The organism is Mycobacterium sp., from assembly GCF_032159775.1.
In the GTDB taxonomy this organism is placed as follows: Bacteria; Actinomycetota; Actinomycetes; order Mycobacteriales; family Mycobacteriaceae; genus Mycobacterium.
Genome location: NZ_JAVHWK010000005.1, coordinates 1 through 20,440 on the forward strand (window position 1 = coordinate 1; position 20,440 = coordinate 20,440).

The 20,440-nt window shown below is 66.2% G+C and carries 20 protein-coding genes; 6 read left to right on the top strand and 14 right to left on the bottom strand.

Annotated elements, in window-relative coordinates:
• The 3 genes from QOJ24_RS00320 to QOJ24_RS00330 form a co-directional block, all read left to right on the top strand.
• Nucleotides 1-569: ATP-binding cassette domain-containing protein (locus tag QOJ24_RS00320; RefSeq protein WP_526257974.1), on the top strand; the 569-nt coding region annotated here is incomplete at its 5' end.
• Nucleotides 503-1,321, top strand: a complete 819-nt coding sequence (locus QOJ24_RS00325) for an ABC transporter permease (protein WP_526257976.1) — start codon at nucleotides 503-505, stop codon at nucleotides 1,319-1,321. The genes QOJ24_RS00320 and QOJ24_RS00325, both read left to right, overlap by 67 nt.
• Before the next feature lie 4 nt (nucleotides 1,322-1,325).
• Nucleotides 1,326-1,940, top strand: a complete 615-nt coding sequence (locus tag QOJ24_RS00330; RefSeq protein ID WP_526257978.1) for a TetR/AcrR family transcriptional regulator — start codon at nucleotides 1,326-1,328, stop codon at nucleotides 1,938-1,940.
• A 189-nt stretch (nucleotides 1,941-2,129) separates the two neighbouring features.
• Here QOJ24_RS00330 and QOJ24_RS00335 read toward each other — a convergent pair whose 3' ends face one another.
• From QOJ24_RS00335 to QOJ24_RS00345, 3 genes are all read right to left on the bottom strand, one after another.
• Nucleotides 2,130-2,339, bottom strand: coding sequence for a Trm112 family protein (locus tag QOJ24_RS00335; protein WP_526257980.1), 210 nt, complete (start codon nucleotides 2,337-2,339; stop codon nucleotides 2,130-2,132).
• A 9-nt stretch (nucleotides 2,340-2,348) separates the two neighbouring features.
• Nucleotides 2,349-2,831 carry a hypothetical protein gene (locus QOJ24_RS00340; RefSeq protein WP_526257982.1) on the bottom strand — a complete coding sequence of 161 codons (483 nt, stop codon included), beginning with the start codon at nucleotides 2,829-2,831 and terminating at the stop codon, nucleotides 2,349-2,351.
• Between the two features lie 85 nt (nucleotides 2,832-2,916).
• The gene (locus tag QOJ24_RS00345) at nucleotides 2,917-5,883 is read right to left on the bottom strand and encodes an AMP-binding protein (protein ID WP_526258030.1); all 2,967 of its coding nucleotides are present in this window, start codon (nucleotides 5,881-5,883) and stop codon (nucleotides 2,917-2,919) included.
• A 106-nt stretch (nucleotides 5,884-5,989) separates the two neighbouring features.
• On the opposite strand from QOJ24_RS00345, the gene QOJ24_RS00350 reads away from it, so the two are divergent.
• Together QOJ24_RS00350 and QOJ24_RS00355 are read left to right on the top strand one after the other, a co-directional pair.
• Nucleotides 5,990-7,738 (top strand): ABC-F family ATP-binding cassette domain-containing protein, encoded by a 1,749-nt coding sequence (locus QOJ24_RS00350; RefSeq protein WP_526257984.1) that lies wholly within the window; start codon nucleotides 5,990-5,992, stop codon nucleotides 7,736-7,738.
• 50 nt (nucleotides 7,739-7,788) lie between these two features.
• Nucleotides 7,789-9,084 (top strand): hypothetical protein, encoded by a 1,296-nt coding sequence (locus QOJ24_RS00355; RefSeq protein ID WP_526257986.1) that lies wholly within the window; start codon nucleotides 7,789-7,791, stop codon nucleotides 9,082-9,084.
• On the opposite strand, the gene QOJ24_RS00360 is transcribed toward QOJ24_RS00355, so the two are convergent.
• From QOJ24_RS00360 to argC, 11 genes are read right to left on the bottom strand one after another with little or no spacing between them, the layout of a single operon-like run.
• Nucleotides 9,062-9,571, bottom strand: a complete 510-nt coding sequence (locus QOJ24_RS00360) for a hypothetical protein (protein ID WP_526257988.1) — start codon at nucleotides 9,569-9,571, stop codon at nucleotides 9,062-9,064. The two genes, QOJ24_RS00355 and QOJ24_RS00360, sit on opposite strands and share 23 nt — an antisense overlap.
• Nucleotides 9,568-10,137: a hypothetical protein gene (locus QOJ24_RS00365; protein WP_526257990.1), complete on the bottom strand. Its 570-nt coding sequence runs from the start codon at nucleotides 10,135-10,137 to the stop codon at nucleotides 9,568-9,570. The genes QOJ24_RS00360 and QOJ24_RS00365 overlap by 4 nt, the downstream gene beginning before the upstream one ends.
• Nucleotides 10,134-10,733 carry a hypothetical protein gene (locus tag QOJ24_RS00370; protein ID WP_526257992.1) on the bottom strand — a complete coding sequence of 200 codons (600 nt, stop codon included), beginning with the start codon at nucleotides 10,731-10,733 and terminating at the stop codon, nucleotides 10,134-10,136. Before QOJ24_RS00370 ends, QOJ24_RS00365 begins: the two co-directional genes overlap by 4 nt.
• A gap of 18 nt (nucleotides 10,734-10,751) precedes the next feature.
• Nucleotides 10,752-12,149: an argininosuccinate lyase gene (gene argH / locus QOJ24_RS00375; RefSeq protein WP_526257994.1), complete on the bottom strand. Its 1,398-nt coding sequence runs from the start codon at nucleotides 12,147-12,149 to the stop codon at nucleotides 10,752-10,754.
• Nucleotides 12,146-13,342 (bottom strand): argininosuccinate synthase, encoded by a 1,197-nt coding sequence (locus tag QOJ24_RS00380; protein ID WP_526257996.1) that lies wholly within the window; start codon nucleotides 13,340-13,342, stop codon nucleotides 12,146-12,148. The genes argH and QOJ24_RS00380 overlap by 4 nt, the downstream gene beginning before the upstream one ends.
• A 26-nt stretch (nucleotides 13,343-13,368) precedes the next feature.
• Complete coding sequence (locus tag QOJ24_RS00385) at nucleotides 13,369-13,866, bottom strand: arginine repressor (protein WP_526258032.1); 498 nt, start codon at nucleotides 13,864-13,866, stop codon at nucleotides 13,369-13,371.
• The gene (argF, locus tag QOJ24_RS00390) at nucleotides 13,863-14,786 is read right to left on the bottom strand and encodes an ornithine carbamoyltransferase (protein ID WP_526257998.1); all 924 of its coding nucleotides are present in this window, start codon (nucleotides 14,784-14,786) and stop codon (nucleotides 13,863-13,865) included. Before argF ends, QOJ24_RS00385 begins: the two co-directional genes overlap by 4 nt.
• Entirely contained in the window at nucleotides 14,786-15,922 is a 1,137-nt protein-coding gene (locus QOJ24_RS00395; RefSeq protein WP_526258034.1) for an acetylornithine transaminase, read from the bottom strand. Before QOJ24_RS00395 ends, argF begins: the two co-directional genes overlap by 1 nt.
• A gap of 26 nt (nucleotides 15,923-15,948) precedes the next feature.
• A complete protein-coding gene (gene argB / locus QOJ24_RS00400) occupies nucleotides 15,949-16,821 on the bottom strand; it encodes an acetylglutamate kinase (RefSeq protein ID WP_526258000.1) in 873 nt (290 codons plus the stop codon).
• Nucleotides 16,818-18,035, bottom strand: a complete 1,218-nt coding sequence (argJ, locus tag QOJ24_RS00405; protein ID WP_526258002.1) for a bifunctional glutamate N-acetyltransferase/amino-acid acetyltransferase ArgJ — start codon at nucleotides 18,033-18,035, stop codon at nucleotides 16,818-16,820. The genes argB and argJ overlap by 4 nt, the downstream gene beginning before the upstream one ends.
• A complete protein-coding gene (gene argC / locus QOJ24_RS00410) occupies nucleotides 18,032-19,066 on the bottom strand; it encodes an N-acetyl-gamma-glutamyl-phosphate reductase (protein ID WP_526258004.1) in 1,035 nt (344 codons plus the stop codon). Before argC ends, argJ begins: the two co-directional genes overlap by 4 nt.
• Before the next feature lie 155 nt (nucleotides 19,067-19,221).
• Here argC and QOJ24_RS00415 point away from each other — a divergent pair, with 155 nt between their 5' ends.
• Complete coding sequence (locus QOJ24_RS00415; protein WP_526258006.1) at nucleotides 19,222-20,424, top strand: cytochrome P450; 1,203 nt, start codon at nucleotides 19,222-19,224, stop codon at nucleotides 20,422-20,424.
• Nucleotides 20,425-20,440: the final 16 nt, after the last annotated feature.

A 20,440-nucleotide genomic window follows, 5' to 3' on the forward strand; every position in this document is an offset into this window, starting at 1 on the left:
CGCAGATCATCACCGCAGGCAGCGTCACAGTGCTCGGACACCCCGCCGGCTCCGCTCCCCTGCGCAAACGCGTCGGCTACATGCCGCAGGCCGCGACCATCTACGACGATCTGCGCATCCTCGACAATGTCCGTTACTTCGGCTCGCTTTACGGCATGGACTCCGGCTCTGCCGACGAAGCCATCACGACGGTCGGACTCGACGATCATCGAACGGCCCTGTGTGGCAACCTCTCCGGTGGCCAACGCACTCGGGTCTCGCTGGCGTGCGCGCTGGTGGCCGCTCCAGATCTGCTGGTGCTCGACGAACCCACCGTCGGCCTGGATCCTGTCCTGCGCGTTGACCTATGGAAGCAGTTTCATCAACTCGCCCGGCGCGGAACGACATTGCTGGTATCCAGCCATGTCATGGACGAGGCCGACCACTGCGGCGACCTGTTGCTCATGCGGGACGGCCACCTGTTGGCCCACACCACCCCACGGAACCTACGAGAGGACACGGGATGTCAATCACTGGAGGAAGCGTTTCTGTCCATCATCCGGCACAGCACCGCAGCCACAGCAAGCTGAGCCCGCAGAGCTACTTCGCCACCACCGGCCGAATTCTGCGCCAGCTCGCGGCGGACCACCGCAGCGTCGCGATGATTCTCGTCGTACCGAGCCTCATCATCACGTTGATGTACTTCATGTTCTCCGACGCTCCGCATCGGCCGGGTGCACCGTCACCGTTCAACAACGCCTGCCTGATCATGCTCGGAGTCTTTCCCCTCATCATCATGTTCTTGATCACGTCAATAACCATGCAGCGCGAACGTGTTTCGGGGACGTTGGAGCGAATACTGACCACGCCCCTACGTCGGCTCGATCTGCTCGCCGCCTACGGGACGGCGTTTTCGATAGCGGCGGCGGCCCAGGCCACGTTGGCGTGCCTCGTGTCGTTCTGGCTGCTCGGCCTCGACACCATGGGCAGCCCGATCCTGGTGTTCATCATCGCGATCATCAACGCGATACTCGGGGTCGGGCTAGGCCTGTTGTGCAGCGCCTTCGCCCGCACCGAATTTCAGGCCGTTCAGTTCATGCCCGTGGTCATCGCGCCCCAGCTGCTGCTGTGCGGCATCATCGTGCCCCGCGATGTGCTGCCGGACTGGCTGCAATGGATCAGCAATGTGCTGCCCGCCAGTTACGCTCTGGAGGCGCTGCAGCAGGTCGGCGCATATCCGGACCTGACGGCGATCGCGTTGCGGGACATCGCCGTGGTGATCGGCTTCGCGGTCATCGCCCTGTGCCTGGCCGCTGCGACGCTACGACGAAGGACACCGTAGGAGCTTGACGACAAACGCCGAACGCAAACGTCCAGGGCGACCGCCCGGGACGTCCGACACTCGCGAGCGTATCCTGGTCTGTGCTCGAGAGCTGTTCGCCCGCAATGGGATCGACAAGACGTCGATCCGCGCCATCGCAGCCGACGCCGGCGTGGACGCCGCGCTTGTGCACCACTATTTCGGCACCAAGACACAACTGTTCGCCGCCGCGATCCATATCCCGATCGACCCGATGGCGGTGATCGGCCCGCTACGAGAGATCCCCGTCGACCGGATCGGTTACGTGCTGCCGTCGATCCTGTTGCCGCTCTGGGAATCCGAACTGGGAAAAGGTTTCATCGCGACGCTGCGCTCGATCCTGGCGGGAAACGACGCCTCTCTCATCCGATCGTTCTTACAGGATGTCATAGCCGTAGAGGTCGGCTCTCGGGTGGACAGCCCGCCAGGGACGGGTCGAATCCGCGTCCAGTACGTGGCGTCCCAGCTCGTCGGCGTGGTGATGGCGCGCTACATACTGGAATTGGATCCGTTCCGGTCGTTGCCGGTCGAACAGATCGCCGAAACCATCGCACCGAACCTGCAGCGCTACCTCACCGGTGATCTACCGGGATTCGGGTAGGGCCCGAAAACCCGTTTGGCGAACCATCTTCGAGGCAGATGGGCGGGGACGTCCGAGGGGAAAAGCGTAGTTGTCAGTACTCCGCCACCCTGATCAGACGTCCCCGGGACACAACGGTACTTGCAGTCGTCGACGAAATGAGCGGTCCGTCATCTTCTGCGTGAAATGAGTTGAAACAGATACAAACGGTCAGGGTTTGGCGCGGCTCAGTAACCGCTCGTGCTCCGCTTCGTCGGTCACCGCAGCCGCTTCGTCGACCAGCAGCACCGGGATGCCGTCCTCGATTCGGTACGCGCGCCGCAGTCGAGGGTTGTAGAGCGCCTCGTCGTCGCCGATCAGGAGCAGCGGGCCCCGGTCCTCGGGGCAGACCAGGATGCTGCGCAGTTTGTCGTCGAGCACGAGGTCAGATCAACCCGGGTAGGGCATGATCGTGCTGCCCTGATCGAACGGCGCCGGAGCCCCACCGATCGAGAAGCCGTTACCGCCCTGGCCCTGTTGCGCCTGGGCCTGCGCCTGAATCCGGCGCTGATAGGAGACCGTCGCCTTCAGCGCCTCCACCAGCGGCGCCTGGTTCGGCCGCTTGTCCAGCGCCTCCACGATCGCGGCCTGGTTCGCCTTCGACGGCCTGTACCCGAGGTTGCGCAGCGTCAGGACCTCGTGGACGAAGTTGGACACCTGGCCGCCACCTGCGCCCGTGTCGTACTGCTGCTGAAGCAGGAGAAGCGCCTGATCGCCTGTCATCTTCGGCTGTGCAGGGGCCTCGGTATCGGTGGTCTGGTCGCCTGGAGCGGCAATCGCCGTCGGCGCGCCGATGCCCGCAAAGAGAGCGCCCGCGACCACGCCGCACGCAAGGGGACCGACCAGGCGGCGCCGACAGTTCTGCGATGTCATCGATCCTCCAGTGCGTTGGCTCAAGTCGATCGTGCTCCCCATGTGCGCTGCGAGCCTAACAGCGCGTCGGACACCCAGCACGAACTCAGTGTTCGGCGTCGAGGATCTCGGCGCGGACCGCGGCCGTCAGTCGCTTGTATTTACTCGTATCCGTATCCAGGTACCAGGCGTTACGGGATGCCTTCGGGATGCCCATCGCGCGCAACGGGCTGATCAGCGGTCGGTAGGACGCGCTGAGGGTCATTTCGGGCACCACGTGCACGATGTCGGGGGCCGCGCCGACCGGCAGATCTGCCAGCGCTTCAGACAGGTCACCCGCGGCGACGCTGCCGCCCGGACGCAGAGCAAGGGCGGTGACCGCGATCCGCTGCCCGCCGGACCCGACGGCGTAGGTCACCGACATGTCCACCGCATCGATGCCGCCGACCGCGTCGTTGACGGGCGCGGCGTACACCGGACCGTGCTCGCCGCGGATGACCAGGCTGCGGTTGTCCACCAACCAGTAGTCGCCGTCCTGATCGCGGCGGAACAGGTACTCGGTGGACACCCAGGTATCGGCCGGCGAGAAGACACCGCGCTTGACCGAAGCCGTCGGGTCGATCGGCCCGCGCGGGTGGGCCAGCATGACGCCCACTTCGTTGATTTCCGCCTTGCGCACGAAGCCGCGGTCGTCCTCGAGAATCAGGTCGTCCTCGGCGTCGTATGCCGCGAGTTCGACGTCACCGCCGCCGGGCAGGGCCCTGCCCTTGGCGCCGATCTTCGCTCCGGACACATTGGCCAGCACGGCCTGACCGTCGGTGGTGGCGAAGAACTCGACCACGTGGGCAGGCCCGAAGATGTCGACCACGCGTCGCCAGAGTCCGGTCGGCATGCCCGAGCCGATGAACAGCCGTACCGGGTGGTTGCCGCTCAACGCGAAAGACGGATCGTCGATCACCTCACGAAGCATCGCCCAGGTGTAGGACACCACGGTCACGCCGTACTGGCGGATCTCCTGCACGAACCTGTCGGACACCAGGCCGCGCGACAACGCGATCCGCGCTCCGCCGACCACCGCACCGCCCAGGCTCACCAACAGGCCGGACTGGTGGTGCAGCGGGGTGAGGCAGTAAACGGTGTCGTTGCGGCTGAGGTTGGCCGCCGAGGCGGTGCCGAAGGCTGACAGCGCCCAGCGGAAGTTGGTGATCTGCCGGGGCAGAACTTGTCCGCCCACCGTGCTGAACGCGACGAACGCCAGGTCGCGTGCCAGCCCGGGGTTCGGCCGGTACCAGCCGGGGAGGTCGACTGCGTCCGGGTTGATCTTCTCCATATCGATGACGTCGGCGTCGTCGGGCAGATGCAGGTCGCGCGACTCGCCGCCGCCGAGCACCAGCACCCGCATGGCTAACCCGCGGGCGGCTTCGAGGTTGCTCGGGTCGGCGATGATGTCGGACACCGATCCGAGTCGGACGGCGGTCGCAAGGTCGGCGTCGGGCGGCATCAGCACCGCCACCGCGCCGAGCCGGGACAGTGCCGCGATCGCCACCAGCGCGCTGGGCCGCGTTTCCATCAGCACGCCGACGTGCGCACCCTGCCGCACCCCGACGTCGATCAGGCCTCGCACCACGTTGTTGATGCGGCGATCGACCGCTTCATAGGTGTGCACCCGGCCGTCGAACAGCAGGCACTCACCGTGGGGCATGTCACGCGCCTGCTCGGACATGATGCGACCGAGCGACATGCGGGTGTGGTCGTTGATCTGACCCAGCCGGGCCAGCCTCGGCAGCGTGCGGACCGTTTCGACGGCGAGCGCGCGCGCCGACTTGTTGGCGGCCACCAGTGCGTCGGCGGCCGACCGCGCCAGGGTGAATGCCATCTCGCCTGCCGCTGTGGCGCCGTGCGCGAGCCGCGATGCGAACGGCACGCCGCTTTCGCTGGTTGCCGACGGCTGAAGCGCCATCGGGGCGACCCCATCGGGCAGGTCGGCGTCACCGTCGATCGATTTGACCCACTGCGCCACGGTCGGCCACGTCTGCGTCGCCGCCTTCGACCCCACCACCAGCCCGAAATGCCCTGCGCGGATGAGGTATTCGTAGACATCGGCCTGCGGGGCGGCACGTTTGATGCCGCGCACCGAAGCCGGCTGGCCGATGTCGTCGACCTCACCGACCACTGCCAGTACCGGACAGTTGATGTCGTTCAGCGTCACCAGATCGCCGTGGATGGCGAAGCCGCCGGTCATCATCCGGTTGTGCGCGATGAACTGTTTGAGCAGTTCGGCGATTGCGGGGCCGGACCAGGCGATCCATCCCTCCGAGGCCAGGAACCGCCGCTGCTGCTCGCGGGGCAGCAGCGCCTCGCGGTCGTGCAGCTGGCGCAGGAAGTCCAGACGCGACTGGGCGGTCTTGATGGGGTCGAGCATCTGGAACCCGGTGCGTGCGAGCCAGCTCGGGATATCGATGCGGCTGAAGACGTGGTCGGCCATGAAGTCGGCGGCACCGGCGGCCAACCCGGCAGGCAGGTTCATCGGCAGTGCGGCCAGCGTGTCGACGGGCGAGCCGAATGCGACGATGCTGGCGAGGTCCTTGGACCGGCGGAACGCCGCGGTCTGGTAGCAGAACATGCCGCCCTGCGAGTAGCCGGCCAGGTGAACGTCGCGCCCGGTGGTCTCCTTGACGGTGTCGATTGCCTCGCTGAGCGCCACCACATGGTCGGCCAGGTTGCGCTGCATCCCGCCCTCGACCTTGTCGGGTTCGCCGAAGTCGATGACCCACGGGTCGATGCCCGCACCGTGCAGAATGCCGACAGCGCCCTCATCCCGGGTCACGTCCCACATGTCCGCAGACATCATCATCGGATGCACCATCAGCACCGGTGGTCCCGGCGGTTTCGAACCGGGCCGGGTGTCGGGCGGGAAGTACCGGCGCAACCGGTACATCGGGACGCTTTCGATGATCTGGAACGGCGACGGAACCGCGCCGGTCTCCAGGCCGCCGTAGCGCAGCACTTCCAGACCGTTCTGTGCCGTGGCCACCAGTCGACCCACTGGCCTCGTTATTGCCGAAAGGTCCACCACCGGCGGTTCCCCTCTAGTCACAGCTGTCCCCCGATTGCCGAGGTCATCATGGCACAGAGCCCGTGGCACCTCGCCGAGATGCCCTACCTATCATCGGCGGCTGATGGCGAACTTGATCAACGTCGAACGAGCGACGATCGGCTACGGCACCCGCACACTGCTGGACGCCGTCAGCCTCGGCGTCGACGAAGGCGACGCAATCGGCGTGGTGGGCCGTAACGGTGACGGCAAGTCCACGCTGCTCCAGGTGCTGACCGAGGCTCGCGAGCCCGACTCCGGACGCGTCACCCACACATCGGGCGTGTCGGTGGGTTATCTGCGTCAAAGCGACGACTTCGCCGCAGGGTCCACCGTCCGTGCGGTCATCGTCAGCGGCAGGGCCGACCACATCTGGGCCGCCGAACCCGACACGCGGGCGGTCGTCGAGCACCTCCTCGCCGAGGTCGATCTGGACAGCGACGTCGCAGACCTGTCCGGAGGCGAGCGGCGCCGGGTCGCGCTGGCCGCCGTTCTGATCGCCGGACATGACGTGCTGGTGCTCGACGAGCCGACCAACCACCTCGACGTCGAAGTCATCGGTTGGCTCGCCGAGCATCTCTCCGGGTTGCGGTCGCAGGCGCTGGTGGTGGTCAGCCACGACCGTTGGTTCCTCGACGCGGTCACCACGAGCACATGGGAGGTGCACGACGGCGCCGTCGATGCCTATGACGGCGGCTACGCCGCATACGTGCTGGCCCGCGCGGAGCGGATGCGACTCGCTGCCGGCACGGAGGCCAGGCGCAGGAACCTGATGCGCAAGGAGCTGGCATGGCTTCGCCGCGGACCGCCTGCGCGCACGTCGAAGCCGAAATTCCGGATCCAGGCGGCGAACGACCTTATCGCCAACGAACCTCCCCCGCGAGATTCGCTTGTGCTGCAGCGGTTCGCGACGACGCGGTTGGGCAAGGACGTGTTCGATCTGCACCGGGTGCGGTTGGAGGTCGGCGATCGCGTCATTCTCGACAAGACCGACTGGTCCATCGGCCCGGGTGCGCGGATCGGCCTGGTCGGTGTCAACGGCACCGGCAAGACGTCGGTGCTGCGGCTGCTGTCCGGAGAACTGCAGGCGGCGGCCGGCACGATCAAGCGCGGCACAACGCTGCACATCGGTTATCTGAGGCAGGCGCTGGCCGAGATGACGGATGCTGACCGGGTCATCGATGCCGTCGAAAACCGCCGCCGCATCAGCGCATTGGCGGGTGGACGGGAAATCAGCGCAGACACCCTGTTGAAGGATTTCGGATTCACGGGCGACAAGCTCATTGCACGGATCGCCGACCTGTCCGGCGGCGAGCGGCGCAGGCTGCAATTCCTGCGCATCCTTCTCGACGAGCCGAATGTGCTCCTGCTCGACGAACCGACGAACGATCTCGACATCGACACCCTGACCGTCATCGAGGACTACCTGGACGATTGGCCGGGCACGCTGATCGTCGTCACCCACGACCGGTATTTCCTCGAACGCGTCACCGACGTGACGTATGCACTCACCGGCGGGGGACGCTGCGATCTACTACCTGGCGGTATCGAGCAGTATCTCGCCGACCGCGAAGCGTCCGAACCCGCGCCCAGCCGCCAAGAGCCGCAGCGTTCGGAGTCGGCGTCGGCACGCGAGCGGCGAGCCGGCAAGGAGATGGCCCGAATCGAAGGGCAGCTCGCCAAACTCGACGAACGCATCGCCGCGATGCACGAGGCGATGGCGCAGGCCGCGGCGGATCACGTCAAGCTCGGTGAGCTCAACGGCGAGCTGAATGAGTTGTTGGCGACCAAGGAATCGCTCGAGGAAGCCTGGTTGACCGCGGCCGAGGGCTGACCGTGGCCGCGGCGCCCGGCAACCTGCGCAGATCCGCTTACGATGTTGCGGTGCGCTACCTGCTCCGGCCATTCGATCTCTGGTGGCGGCACTTCCCGCAACTCGCCGCGCTCTACCTGCTCGGCTGGCTCGGCCGCAAGGGGGCCATCGAACTCGCCGCCTACGTCGGCTGGGACAACGACGTCTGGGCGTCGCTGATCATGCCGTTCGCCGGATTGGCCCGGCTCGGTTCATATATTGCGATGTTTCTCGTGCTTCGCTCCGCCGTCCCTGCACTGGCGGCGCTGCCACGGCGCTCCGCGCGAACCGTCGACGTCTTCGCCAACATCATCGTCCCGTTCTTCGCCATCTACCTTGCATGGAAGCTGTTCGCCGAAGACTGGCTCGACTTCGAAACCGCCGCACTGAATTACCGCATCGGTGACGCGATGACACGGGCGCTGGAGACCGGCGAGTCCAGCGGTCTGCATCCAGACCAGCTGCCGGTCAGCGGCGCTACGTGGGTGATCATCGCGTCGGCTCTCGTGCTGCGTTATGTGCTCGGCAAGTTCAAGGAAAGCCTGCCGGGCTGGGTCATCGCGGTACGCGTCTACGTCGACGCACTGTGGGTCTTTCTCACCGTCAGTTTCGCGGCAAGTCAGGGCGCAAGCTTCCTCATCAATCCCATGGGGTGGATCGGCGAGAGACGGATCGTGGTGTGGGCCAACACCACCCGCGCCGAGCTCTTCTCGCATTTCCGGCCGCTGGAAGCACTGTGGGACGCCGCGATGGCGGTCTTGCGCACGGCGTTCGGCGGCGCCACCATCCCGCTGCTGTGGCTCGCCGTCGCCGGCATCATCTACGGCGTTACCATGCCGGACTGGCGTGGCGCGGCCCGCCGTGTCGTCGGCGACCGTGCCGACCGGGTGTTCGACCGCGCGGCCTCAGGTAGGAAGAAGTTCACCGAACGCGGATGGCACGTCGATCAGACTGTCGGCGAGAGGGTTCGCGGATGGGTGCGCTTAAGGATGGGCAACTACAGCACCATCGTCGATTCGGCGCGGCTGATTCTGCACGGCGGGGTGCTGGGGTTGGCACTGTACATCCTCGGCTACCTCGGGTTGGCCTGGCTGGACATGGCGGGCGCCTTCTACCATCCGGAGGTTGGCCTCGGAAATCTATTCCGTTCCATCGCATGGATTCTCGGCCCGCATCCTCTCGAGTTCTGGAACGGCTTCTCCGACACGATCGCATTGATCTCACACGTGATCATCGAACCGCTACGGGTATGCCTGATCGCATCCACGGTGGCTTACTGTCTCGAACAGGTGCGAACGGAGCAGACTACAGCAGCAAGCGCACCGTGATAGAGCCGTTGAACGCGGCGATGTCCATCGCAGTGGGAATCACGTTCTGGGGCAGGAGGAACGAGAATTGAAGGAGTCCCGGTTGACTGCACAGGCTGGTGACTCCGTCGGCCGCCGGCGGTGAGAATCCGCCGATGTTGTCGGCCTTCCATCGGCGTTCCCCGTCGGTGATCACTCCGTAGCAGACTTCGTCCTTCACCGGGCCGGAGCGGTCGACGGTGACGACGGTCAGCACGGTGCCCTCAGGTAGTTTCGGTCCGTAACTGGCGGGATTGCGGTTCAGGTGCTTGACGGAGTCGACGTTCCATGTCTGGTCGCCGGCCGAGCCGGACTGTCCCTTCGCAACAACGGTGGCGGGAACGATGGTGTTGCGGTAGGTCTCCCACTGGTCGCCGAGAATGGTCGTGATGACCACGCCGACGGCGATCGCGACGACCACCGCGCCGATGAGGTTTCGCACCCACAATGTCGACAGCCGTGCCGTCATGAGGCGCTCCTCGTCGGCTTGTCCAACGTGACGGTGTCAACCCGCCGCAAGTGCGAACCCTGCAGGGGAATTCGGATGGCCAGCCGAGAATCAAGCCTTCCGTCGCCCACCCAGACGAGGAGGGTCATCGAGTCCGATGAGTCAGGCGCCACGAGTGCGGGCGCCACGTCGAACACCCACGAGCCGCGCAGCGTTATGCCCGGGCTGATCTCACCCATCAGGGTGTCGACCATGAACACATCGGTCGGCGAATAGGTGTTGGGCCCGACGACCAGTTCACTGTGCGGCAATTCGGTGCTGCGGGTGCCCTCCAGCGCCGTGTTGACGACGACCCAGATGCCGGCCGGTTTGACGGAGTCGACCTCCGGGGTGAGACGAACGCCGGTCACTTCTGCCTGCACGGCACGTCCCGTCGCGGGCGTACCCGCGTCGGCGTGAACGTCGAACGGGCCGAACACATCAGTTGGCGTCGGCAGGTTCTGCCACACCACCGCGGCCGCGGCAACTGTGACCACGACCCCGACGGCGGTCAGCATGCGACGAGGTTTCGGCATCGCGATCTTCACGCCGACTCCTTGACCGGCACGACGATCTGCCCGTAGTTGTCGGTGTCGATCCACTCCTTGCCGCCGTAGCTGACCATGAGCTGCGTGTACTTCTTCTTCCACACTCGGATCGTCACCGACTGAAGCGACCGGGCAGACGACTCCGGAACCAGCCAGGCGAACACCAACTGCTCGGTGAGTCCGGGGCCGAGCGTCTGAATCGCCGAACCGTCGCGAAACCGGAAGGCGCCGAAGAACTCCCCAGGTACATCGCGCAGATCCAGCTGGTCGCGCAGGCGTCCGGGGACGGTGCCGTCGTTGTGCACAGCGGTGACCACACCGAGGTACATCTTCCCCGGCTTTGCGGTGCCGTAGGTGCCCTTCAGCTCGTCAACCACCCTCGCCCGCTCGATGGTGACCGTGAACTCGCCGTCGCTGAACTCTTCACCGGATGCGAACGGGGTGACTTGCTTGTCGACCGTCTGGAGGCCGCCGAACGCCGCAGTGGCAAGGAGAAGCAGGAGAAGAGCCACCCGTCGCGTCCGTGCATCTGCCAGACGTGCGAACCAGACGCTCCATCGACTGGCCCGCTCGACGGGGACGGGGGGTTGGCCCATGATCGGAAATGCTAGTGGCTAGAGGCGGAACCGGGCCCGCAGCACCTCGGCGGTGTCCCGAACAACACCCAGCTGCTTGGCCACCTGGATCGGTGCCGTGCCGCCGCGGGCGTCGCGGGAGTTCACCGAACCGTCGATCGTGAGCACCTCCCGGACCTCCGGGGTGAGCTCGGGATGAATGTCCGCCAACTCGGCGTCCTCCAGTTCCTCGAGCCCGACTCCCCGTGCCTCAGCTGCACGGACGGCCGCGCCTGCAGCCTCGTGCGCGATCCGGAACGGCACTCCCCTGCGCACCAGCCACTCTGCGATATCGGTTGCCAACGCGTAGCCGAGCGGCGCCAGCTCGGCCATCCGGTCGACGTCGAAGCGCAGGGTCGCGACCAGGCCGGCCATCGCGGGCAGCAACAGCTCCAGCTGCGTCACCGAGTCGAACACCGGCTCCTTGTCCTCCTGGAGATCGCGGTTGTATGCCAGCGGCTGCGCCTTCAGCGTCGCCAACAAGCCGGTCAGATTACCGATCAGCCGACCCGATTTACCGCGTGCCAGCTCCGCGATGTCCGGGTTCTTCTTCTGCGGCATGATCGAGCTGCCCGTCGACCATGAGTCGTGCAGGGTGACATAGCCGAATTCCGTTGTACTCCAGAGGATGATGTCCTCGGCCAATCGCGAAAGGTCGACACCGATCATGGTGAACACGAACGCCGCCTCGGCGGCGAAGTCACGGGCCGCCGTGGCATCCACCGAATTATCCGCCGCGGCGGTGAAGCCGAGTTCCTCGGCGATGGCGTCCGGATCGAGATTCAACGAAGAGCCGGCCAGCGCCCCGGCCCCGTAGGGCGATACCGCGGCGCGCGCATCGAAGTCGATCAGCCGGTCCACGTCGCGCAGCAGCGGATGCGCGTGGGCCAGCAGGTGATGGGCGAGCAGGATGGGTTGTGCCGCCTGGAGGTGCGTCTTGCCGGGCATGATCGCCGTCGGATGCGCTGCAGCCTGAGTCGCCAGCGCCGACACCACCTCGAACACGCCGACGGCGACCCGGCGAACTCCGTCGCGCAGCCAGAGCCGAAACAGCGTAGCCACCTGGTCGTTTCGTGACCGGCCCGCTCGCAACCGGCCGCCGAGATCGTCACCGACACGGTCGATCAGGCCGCGTTCCAATGCACCGTGCACATCCTCGTCGGTGACGACCGGCAGAAAACTGCCGTCCGCCACGTCCTCGCCGAGGCTGTCAAGACCCGCCAGCAGGCCGTCGCGCTGCTCCTCGGTCAGCAGCCCCGCCCGAAACAGCACCCGAACGTGTGCCTTCGATGCGGTGACGTCGTAGGGCGCGAGGACCCAGTCGAAGTGGGTGGACTTGCTCAGCGCAGCGAGCGCGTCCGACGGGCCGTCCGAGAATCGACCGCCCCACAGGGTCACTTCTGGTCCCTTCGCGCAGCGATCTTGGACGACAGGCCGTGCACGTGAACAAACCCCTTCGCCGCGGACTGGTCGAAGGTGTCGCCCTCGTCGTAGGTGGCGAGGTTGAAGTCGTAGAGCGACTCGGAGCTGCGCCGCCCGTTGACGGCGATGTGCCCGCCGTGCAACACCATCCTAATTTCGCCGGACACGTGCTCCTGGGTGTCGGCGACAAACGCTTCCAGCGCCCGCTTCAATGGCGAGAACCACAAACCGTCGTATACAAGCTCGCCCCAACGCTGGTCGGTCTGCCGCTTGAAGCGGCCCACTTCACGTTCCAAGGTGACGTGTTCGAGCTCGGTGTGTCCGGTGATCAACACCATCGCGCCCGGCGCCTCGTAGATCTCGCGGCTCTTGATCCCGACCAGCCGGTCCTCCACCACATCGAGTCGACCGACTCCCTGCTCGCCCGCGCGGCGGTTCAGCTCCTCGATGGCCTGCAGTACCGTCACCGGCCTGCCGTCGATCGAGACCGGCACGCCCCGTTCGTATCCGACGATCACCTCGTCGGGCGAACTCCAGTTGACGGTCGGATCCTCGGTGTAGTCGTAGACCTCCTTGGTCGGCGCATTCCACAGATGCTCGAGGAAGCCGGTCTCCACGGCACGGCCCCACACATTCTGGTCGATGGAGAACGGCGAGCGTTTGCTGACATTGATCGGGATCGAGTTCTCCTCGGCGAACGCGATGGCCTTCTCCCGCGTCCACGCATAATCACGGACCGGTGCCAACACCTCCAGATCCGGTGCCAGTGAGCCGAATCCAACCTCGAAGCGCACCTGGTCGTTGCCCTTGCCCGTGCAGCCGTGGGCGACGACGCCGCCGGCGTACTCGCGCGCCGCAGACACCAGGTGCTTGACGATCAGCGGCCGGCTCAGCGCCGACACCAGCGGATACCGGTCCATGTAGAGCGCGTTGGACTGGATCGCGGGCAGGCAGTACTCGTCGGCGAACTCATCGCGGGCGTCGACCACGACGGCCTCCACCGCTCCGCAATCCAGCGCGCGCTGCCGCACCACCTCCATGTCCTCGCCACCTTGGCCGAGGTCGATCGCGACGGCGACAACCTCGCTACCGGTCTCCTTGCCGATCCAGCTGATCGCAACTGAGGTGTCCAGACCGCCGGAATACGCCAGGATGACGCGTTCGGACATGTAACCAATCTCCTTTGATAACAGCTCTATTGAAGGTTCTCGATGGCAGTCGCCAAGTCGGCGCCGGTCATCGGCTCACGGGCCACCACGAAGAGGGTGTCGTCGCCCGCGATCGTGCCGACGACGTACGGGAGGGCTGCGCGGTCGAACGCGCTGGCCAGATACTGCGCCGCGCCCGGCGGGGTGCGCAGCACCGCGAGGTTGCCGCTGGCGTCCGTCGACGTCAGCAGGTCACCGAGCAGACGCGACAACCGTTCGGTGCCACCGGAAACCCCGCGCACCGGACTTCCGTCCTCCGGCACGACATACACACCGACGCCGCCGTCGGCGGCGCGTAGCTTGACCGCGCCCAGTTCCTCGAGGTCCCGCGACAGGGTTGCCTGGGTCACCTCGATGCCCTCGGCGGCCAGCAACGCGGCAAGTTCTGTTTGGCTGCGAACAGAATTCGACGACAAGGTCGCCACTATTCGCGCCTGCCTGCCCGCCCGGGTGGCGTTGATCTCAGGAGCCTTGCCCGCGGTCATGATTGCTCCAACAGCCACACCAGAAGCGCCTTCTGAGCGTGTAACCGATTCTCCGCCTCGTCCCACACCGCGCTATGCGGGCCGTCGATGACCTCGTCGGTGATTTCGTGACCCCGGTGCGCGGGAAGGCAGTGCAACACAACCGCGTCCGGGTCGGCGGCGTCCAGTAGCTCGGCGTTGACCTGATACGGCTTGAACGGCGTGATGCGATCCAAACCGTCGGCCTCCTGACCCATCGACGTCCATGTGTCGGTGACCAGTACATCGGCTCCCGCCGCAGCCTTGGCGGCGTCGGCGGTGATCGTCACCGACGCACCAGTCAACTGTCCGCGCTTCTCGGCGGCGGCCACGAACCCCTTGCTCGGTTCGAAGCCGGGCGGGGTGGCGACCGTCACGTCGATGCCCGCCGTCACGCCGCCCAGCATCAGCGAATGGGCCATGTTGTTGGCCCCGTCGCCGAAGTACGTCAACCGCAACCCGTTCAGACCACCTTTGCGCTCCGTGAGCGTCTGCAGGTCGGCCAGCACCTGACACGGATGGAACTCGTCAGAGAGCGCGTTGATGATCGGCACGCTCGCCCCGGCGGCCATCGACGTGAGCCGGTCCTGCCCGAAGGTGCGCCACACGATCGCTTCCACATAGCGGGACAACACCTTTCCGGTGTCTTCGAGTGTCTCCTCGCGGCCAAGCTGCGTGTTGCGGCCGTCGACGACGACGGCGTGGCCGCCGAGCTGTGCGATGCCGACCTCGAACGAAAACCGGGTGCGGGTGGAGTTCTTGTCGAAGATGACCGCGACCCCACGCGGGCCTTCCAGCGGCCTGCGGGAAAACGGGTCGGCCTTGAGCTCTGCGGCCAGGGTCAGCACCTCGGCCTGCTCGGTGGGCGACAGGTCGTCGTCACGAAGGAAATCCCGGGACATCACGACACCGCCTTATCCAGCACGCCGGGCAGCGCGGTGAGGAACTCGGCGATCTGCGCCTCGGTGATGACGAGCGGGGGCGCCAGCCGGATCAGGTCGGGCGCGGCGGCGTTGACGAGGAACCCGGCATCCCGGGCGGCAGCCTCCACCGTCTTGCCCTCGGGTGCGCTCAACGCGATTCCGCGCAGCAGGCCGCGGCCGCGGACGTGGTCGACGAGCGGGTGGCCCAACGCCTCGATGCCGTGATGCAAGGTCTTGCCGAGCACGTCGGCGCGGGAAACCAGGTCGTCATCGGCCAGCACCCGCAGCACCGCCAACGCGGCAGCGGCACAGACCGGGTTCCCGCCGAACGTGCTGCCGTGCAGCCCGGGGGTCAAGAGATCACCGGCAGGTCCGACGGCGATGCACGCACCGATCGGCAGCCCACCTCCGAGCCCCTTTGCCAGTGTCACGACGTCGGGCATGATGCCGTCGTGCTGGTGAGCGAAAAACGTTCCGGTGCGACCCATTCCGGTCTGCACCTCGTCAAGGACCAGAAGTGCGCCGCGCGTCGTGGAAAGCTCGCGGGCGGCCACCAGGTAGCCGTCGGGCGGTACGACCACACCGGCCTCGCCCATGATCGGCTCCAGGAAAACCGCGGCGGTCGCGTCATCGATGGCCTCTGCCAATGCAGCGACGTCGCCGTACGGCACATGCACGACATCGCCGGGCAACGGGGCGAACGGCTCCTGTTTGGCAGGTTGGCCCGTCAAGGCCAGTGACCCCATCGTCCGCCCGTGGAAAGCGCCTTGGGCGGCAACGATTTTCGTGCGACCCGTCAGTCGGGTGATTTTGAAGGCCACTTCGTTGGCCTCGGTGCCCGAGTTGCACAGGAACACCCGCGCGTTGGCGCCCAGCAGGCCGACGAGCGCTTCGGCAAGGGCGATTCCGGGTTCGGTCGCATAGAAGTTCGAGGTGTGGCCGAGCGTGTTCATCTGCGTGGTGACTGCTTCGATGACGGCCGGGTGCCGCTGGCCGAGAACATTCACCGCGATGCCGCCGAGCAGGTCGATATAGGACTTGCCGTTCTCATCGGTGACTACGGCGCCGTCTCCGCTGACCAGTGCGACGGCCGGCGTGCCGTAGTTGTTCATCATCACGCTTTCCCAGCGCTGCGCAAGAGTCACGTTTTCACCACCTTGGTGCCGGTTCCTTCATCGGTGAAGAGCTCCACCAGAACGCAATGCTCGACGCGCCCGTCGATGACGTGTGCGCTGGGCACACCGCCACCTACTGCCCGCATGCAGGCCTCGATCTTGGGCACCATGCCGGTCTCGAGCGTGGGCAGCAGCTGCGCCAGCGCGGCGACGTCGATCTCGCTCACCAGCGAGTCCCGGTCGGGCCAACTGGTGTAGAGACCCTCGACATCTGTGAGCATCAGCAGCTTTTCGGCGGCCAGCGCCTCGGCCAAAGCCGCCGCGGCGGTGTCCGCGTTGATGTTGTGCACCACACCGTCGACATCGGGTGCAATGGTGGACACCACCGGGATGCGACCTGTGGCAATGAGATCGAGCACCGCCTCGGTGTTCACCCGCTCGACGTCACCGACCAGACCGATGTCGGTCGCCACCCCGTCGACGGTGACGTTGCGCCGCACAGCGGTGAACAATTGAGCGTCCTCACCGGTGATGCCGACGGCGTAAGGCCCGTGCATGTTGATCAGGTTCACCAGCTCCCGCCCCACCTGACCGAACAACACCATCCGCGCGACGTCGAGTACTTCGGGTGTCGTGACGCGGAAGCCGCCCTTGAAATCGCCTGCGATGCCGAGTCGTTTCAGCATCGCGCTGATCTGCGGCCCCCCGCCGTGCACGACGACGGGATGAATACCGCAATTGCGCAGGAAGACCATGTCCGCGGCGAAGGCGCTGCGCAGCGAGTCGTCGGTCATGGCGTTCCCGCCGTACTTGACCACGATGATCTTGCCGTGCAGCTTCTTGAGCCACGGCAGTGCCGATGCGAGCACGGCCGCCTTGGTCTGCGTGGACGCCGTCACGAGCTGTACGCCGAATTCTCTTCGACGTAGGCGTGCGACAGGTCCGTCGTCCGGATCGCGGCGCTAGCATCGCCGACGCCGAGGTCGATGGTGACCTCGATATCGTCACCGGACAGGTCGACGTCGCGGGCACCGGCTGCGCCGATGCCGTCGACGCAGACCGGGAACCCGTCGAAGGACACGCTGATCCGCTCGGGGTCGAGCCGGACGGGAGCCATGCCGACTGCGGCGAGCACGCGACCCCAGTTGGCGTCGGAACCGAACAAGGCGGTCTTGACGAGGCTGTCGCGGGCGACGACGCGCGCCGCCGTCACGGCGTCCGCCTCGGCGGCCGCGCCGGTGACCGTGACGACGATCCGCTTGGTGACGCCTTCGGCGTCGGCCTGCAGCTGTGCACACAGGTCGTCGCACGCCTGCAGCACGGCCGCGTCCAGGTCATCCTGGCTCGGCGCGATGGCGCTCGCCCCCGAGGCCAGAACCAAGATGGTGTCGTTCGTCGAGCAACTGCCGTCGACGTCGAGGCGGTCGAACGTCAGGCCGCTCGCCCTGCGCAACGCATGATCCAGCGCGCCGGCGTCGGCGACGGCGTCGGTGGTGATGACGCACAACATGGTCGCCAGTGACGGGGCAAGCATGCCCGCGCCCTTCGCCATCCCGCCGACCGTCCAGTTGTCGGAGTGATGCAGCGCAACCTGTTTGGGTACCTTGTCGGTGGTCATGATGGCCCTGGCGGCCTCCTCACCGCCGCTGATCCCGCCGGCCATCTCATGGACTATCGCGGTGACTCCGGACACCACCTTGCCCATGGGCAGCCGGTCGCCGATCAGACCGGTTGAACACACGGCGATTTCGACGGCGCCGGTATCGGTGCCCCAGTCCGACAACGCGGCGGCGACAGCTTCGGCCGTGGCGTGGCTGTCCTGGAAGCCGCCCGGTCCCGTACAGGCGTTGGCGCCGCCGGAGTTGAGGATCACCGCACGCAGCCGCCCGGTGGTCAGCACCTGCTGGGTCCACAGCACCGGCGCGGCCTTGACCTGATTACGGGTGAACACGCCTGCGGCGCCGTAGTCCGGACCCTCGTTGAACACCAGCGCCATGTCCAGCGCACCGGAGGCTTTGATGCCCGCGGCGATACCGGTGGCACGGAATCCCTCGGGCGCGGTCACGCCCTGCGTGCGCACCAGCCTGGTGATACCGGCCGAAGTTTCCGTCACGGCGCCACCCCCACAACCGAGAGTCCCTCGGTTTCGGGCCAACCGAGGGCGAGGTTCATCGACTGAACGGCGGCGCCACCGGTGCCCTTGACCAGGTTGTCGATCGCGGCGATCGCGATGAGGACTCCTGCATCGTCGTCGACGGCCACCGCGAGCTGAGCGGCGTTGCTGCCGATCACTGCGCCGGTCTTAGGTAGCTGTCCCTCCGGCAGCAGGTGCACGAAGTACTCGGAGTCATAGGCCTTTTCGTATGCAGCGCGTAGCTCAGACAACGGCGCATCCGTGCGAGCGGTACAGGTCGCGAGGATTCCCCGCGACGTCGGTATCAATACCGGGGTGAACGAGACCGTGACGTCCTTGTCGGTGACGGCGCGCAGCCCCTGGGCGATCTCGGGGGTGTGCCGGTGCGTGCCGCCGACGTTGTAGGCACGGGCGGACCCGATGACTTCAGAGCCGAGGAGGTCGGTCTTCGCGGCACGCCCGGCGCCCGATGTGCCGCTGACGGCGACGACGGTCACCGCCGGCTCCACCAGATCCTCGGCGATCGCGGGAAACAATGCCAAAAGCGCTGCGGTCGGGTAGCAGCCGGGAACGGCGATGCGGGTGGCACCGCGAAGCCGATCCCGTGCCCCGGGCAGTTCGGGCAGCCCGTACGGCCAACTTCCCGCGTGCGTCGAACCGTAGAACCGCTCCCATGCCGCCGGATCGGTGAGTCGGAAGTCGGCGCCGCAGTCGACGATCACGGTGTCGGTGCTCAGTTGATCAGCCAGCGCCGCGGAGTGGCCGTGCGGCAGCGCCAGGAATACCACATCGTGACCCTCGAGCACCGCGACATCGGTGGCATCGAGCACGCGACCACCGAGCGGGAGCAGGTGCGGATGGTGTTCGGCCAGCGTGGTGCCCGCGCTCGCGGCCGCGGTGAGTGCCCCGATCGTCAGCCGACCATCGACGTATCCGGGGTGGCCGAGCAGCAACCGCAGGATCTCGCCACCGGCATAGCCGCTGGCACCGGCCACGGCGACAGAAGTCATGCATTGATACTGCATGTTTATGCAGAACACTGCAAATTAACTCTCCGCGTTGTTTGCCAGCTGGTCAGCCGCACAGGTCTTTGCGAGGGGAAGCGCCTGCATCGTCAAGCCGACGTTTCGCTGCTTCATCTGCAATTTTGTCGCATACTCCCAGTATGGGTGTTGGGGGCAACGCAGTTATCGATCTGACCGGCTCGTTTACTAGTGAACTGCACAACCTTCTTCGCGAGGCGGCTCTTCGGGGTCCGTTAGCCGTGGACGAAGTAACCGGCGCCACCATTGTGCTGCGGCAGGGCGATCTCGAGAGGCTCGCCCACGATCAGCGACTTTCCGGCATCGGGCTGTCATTGTTCGACATGATGGGCATCGCCGACGGTCCACTCCGGGACTGGTACGGCGGGTTGATGTTCACGACGGAGGGCGACTACCACCGTCGCATTCGGTCGCTGGTCTCGCGGGCGTTCACGCCGCGGTCGGTCGAAGCGCTTCGGGGCGAAGCCGCACACATGGCCGCCACCGCGGTCGCTTCCGTCCAGCAAGGCGGCGACCTGGTCGCCGCGTGTTCGGCGCTGGCAACCCGGCTGATCTGTCGCCTCCTCGGCGTGCCAGACGAGGATGTCGAGGTTTTCCGGCAATGGGCCGAGGACTTGAGCCCGGTGTTCTACGTCATGACACCCGAACAAATCGCAGCAGCGACACAGGCCATCACAGAACTCCAAACCTATGTCGACGCATTGACGGCAGGACGGGCGAACAGCCCGGGAAGCGATCTCGTGACCGCCCTGCGTGCAGCCGAGACAGACGGTGAGCGCCTGACTCACACCGAAACGGTCAACATGATCGCGAATCTGCTTGTCGCCGGGCATGATACAGCCGGAAGTCAAATTCCGTGCAGCACGTTGGTGGCACTGCAAAACATCGAGCAACTCACCGGAGTGCATTCCGACGACGCTCGGCTATCCAGTGCGACTGCCGAGACGATGCGCATGGAGCCAAGCATTCCAATAATTCCCCGCACCGCCACGGAACCCATTGACCTGCACGGCGCGACCATCCCGGCCGGCTCGATGGTGTTTCTGTGCATCGCTGCCGCGTGTCGGGACGAGACCGCTTGGCTCGAACCGAATCGCTTCGATCCCGACCGCTTCACCAGGCCTGAGCAAGGGAAGCTGCTCAACTTCGGCGCGGGCACGCATTACTGCCTTGGCACGGCCCTCGCCAAGATCGCCGTTGAAGAATCCTTGCGCGCTGTTCTCGCCGCCGATCCGCCGCTGCGCCTGACCGAGGATCCGGCCGACATCCCGTGGCGGCAGGTGCTCGGCCGCAGCCCGGCCCGACTGTTGGTGAGCCCGAACTAGGCTGGCTGTGTCGCCG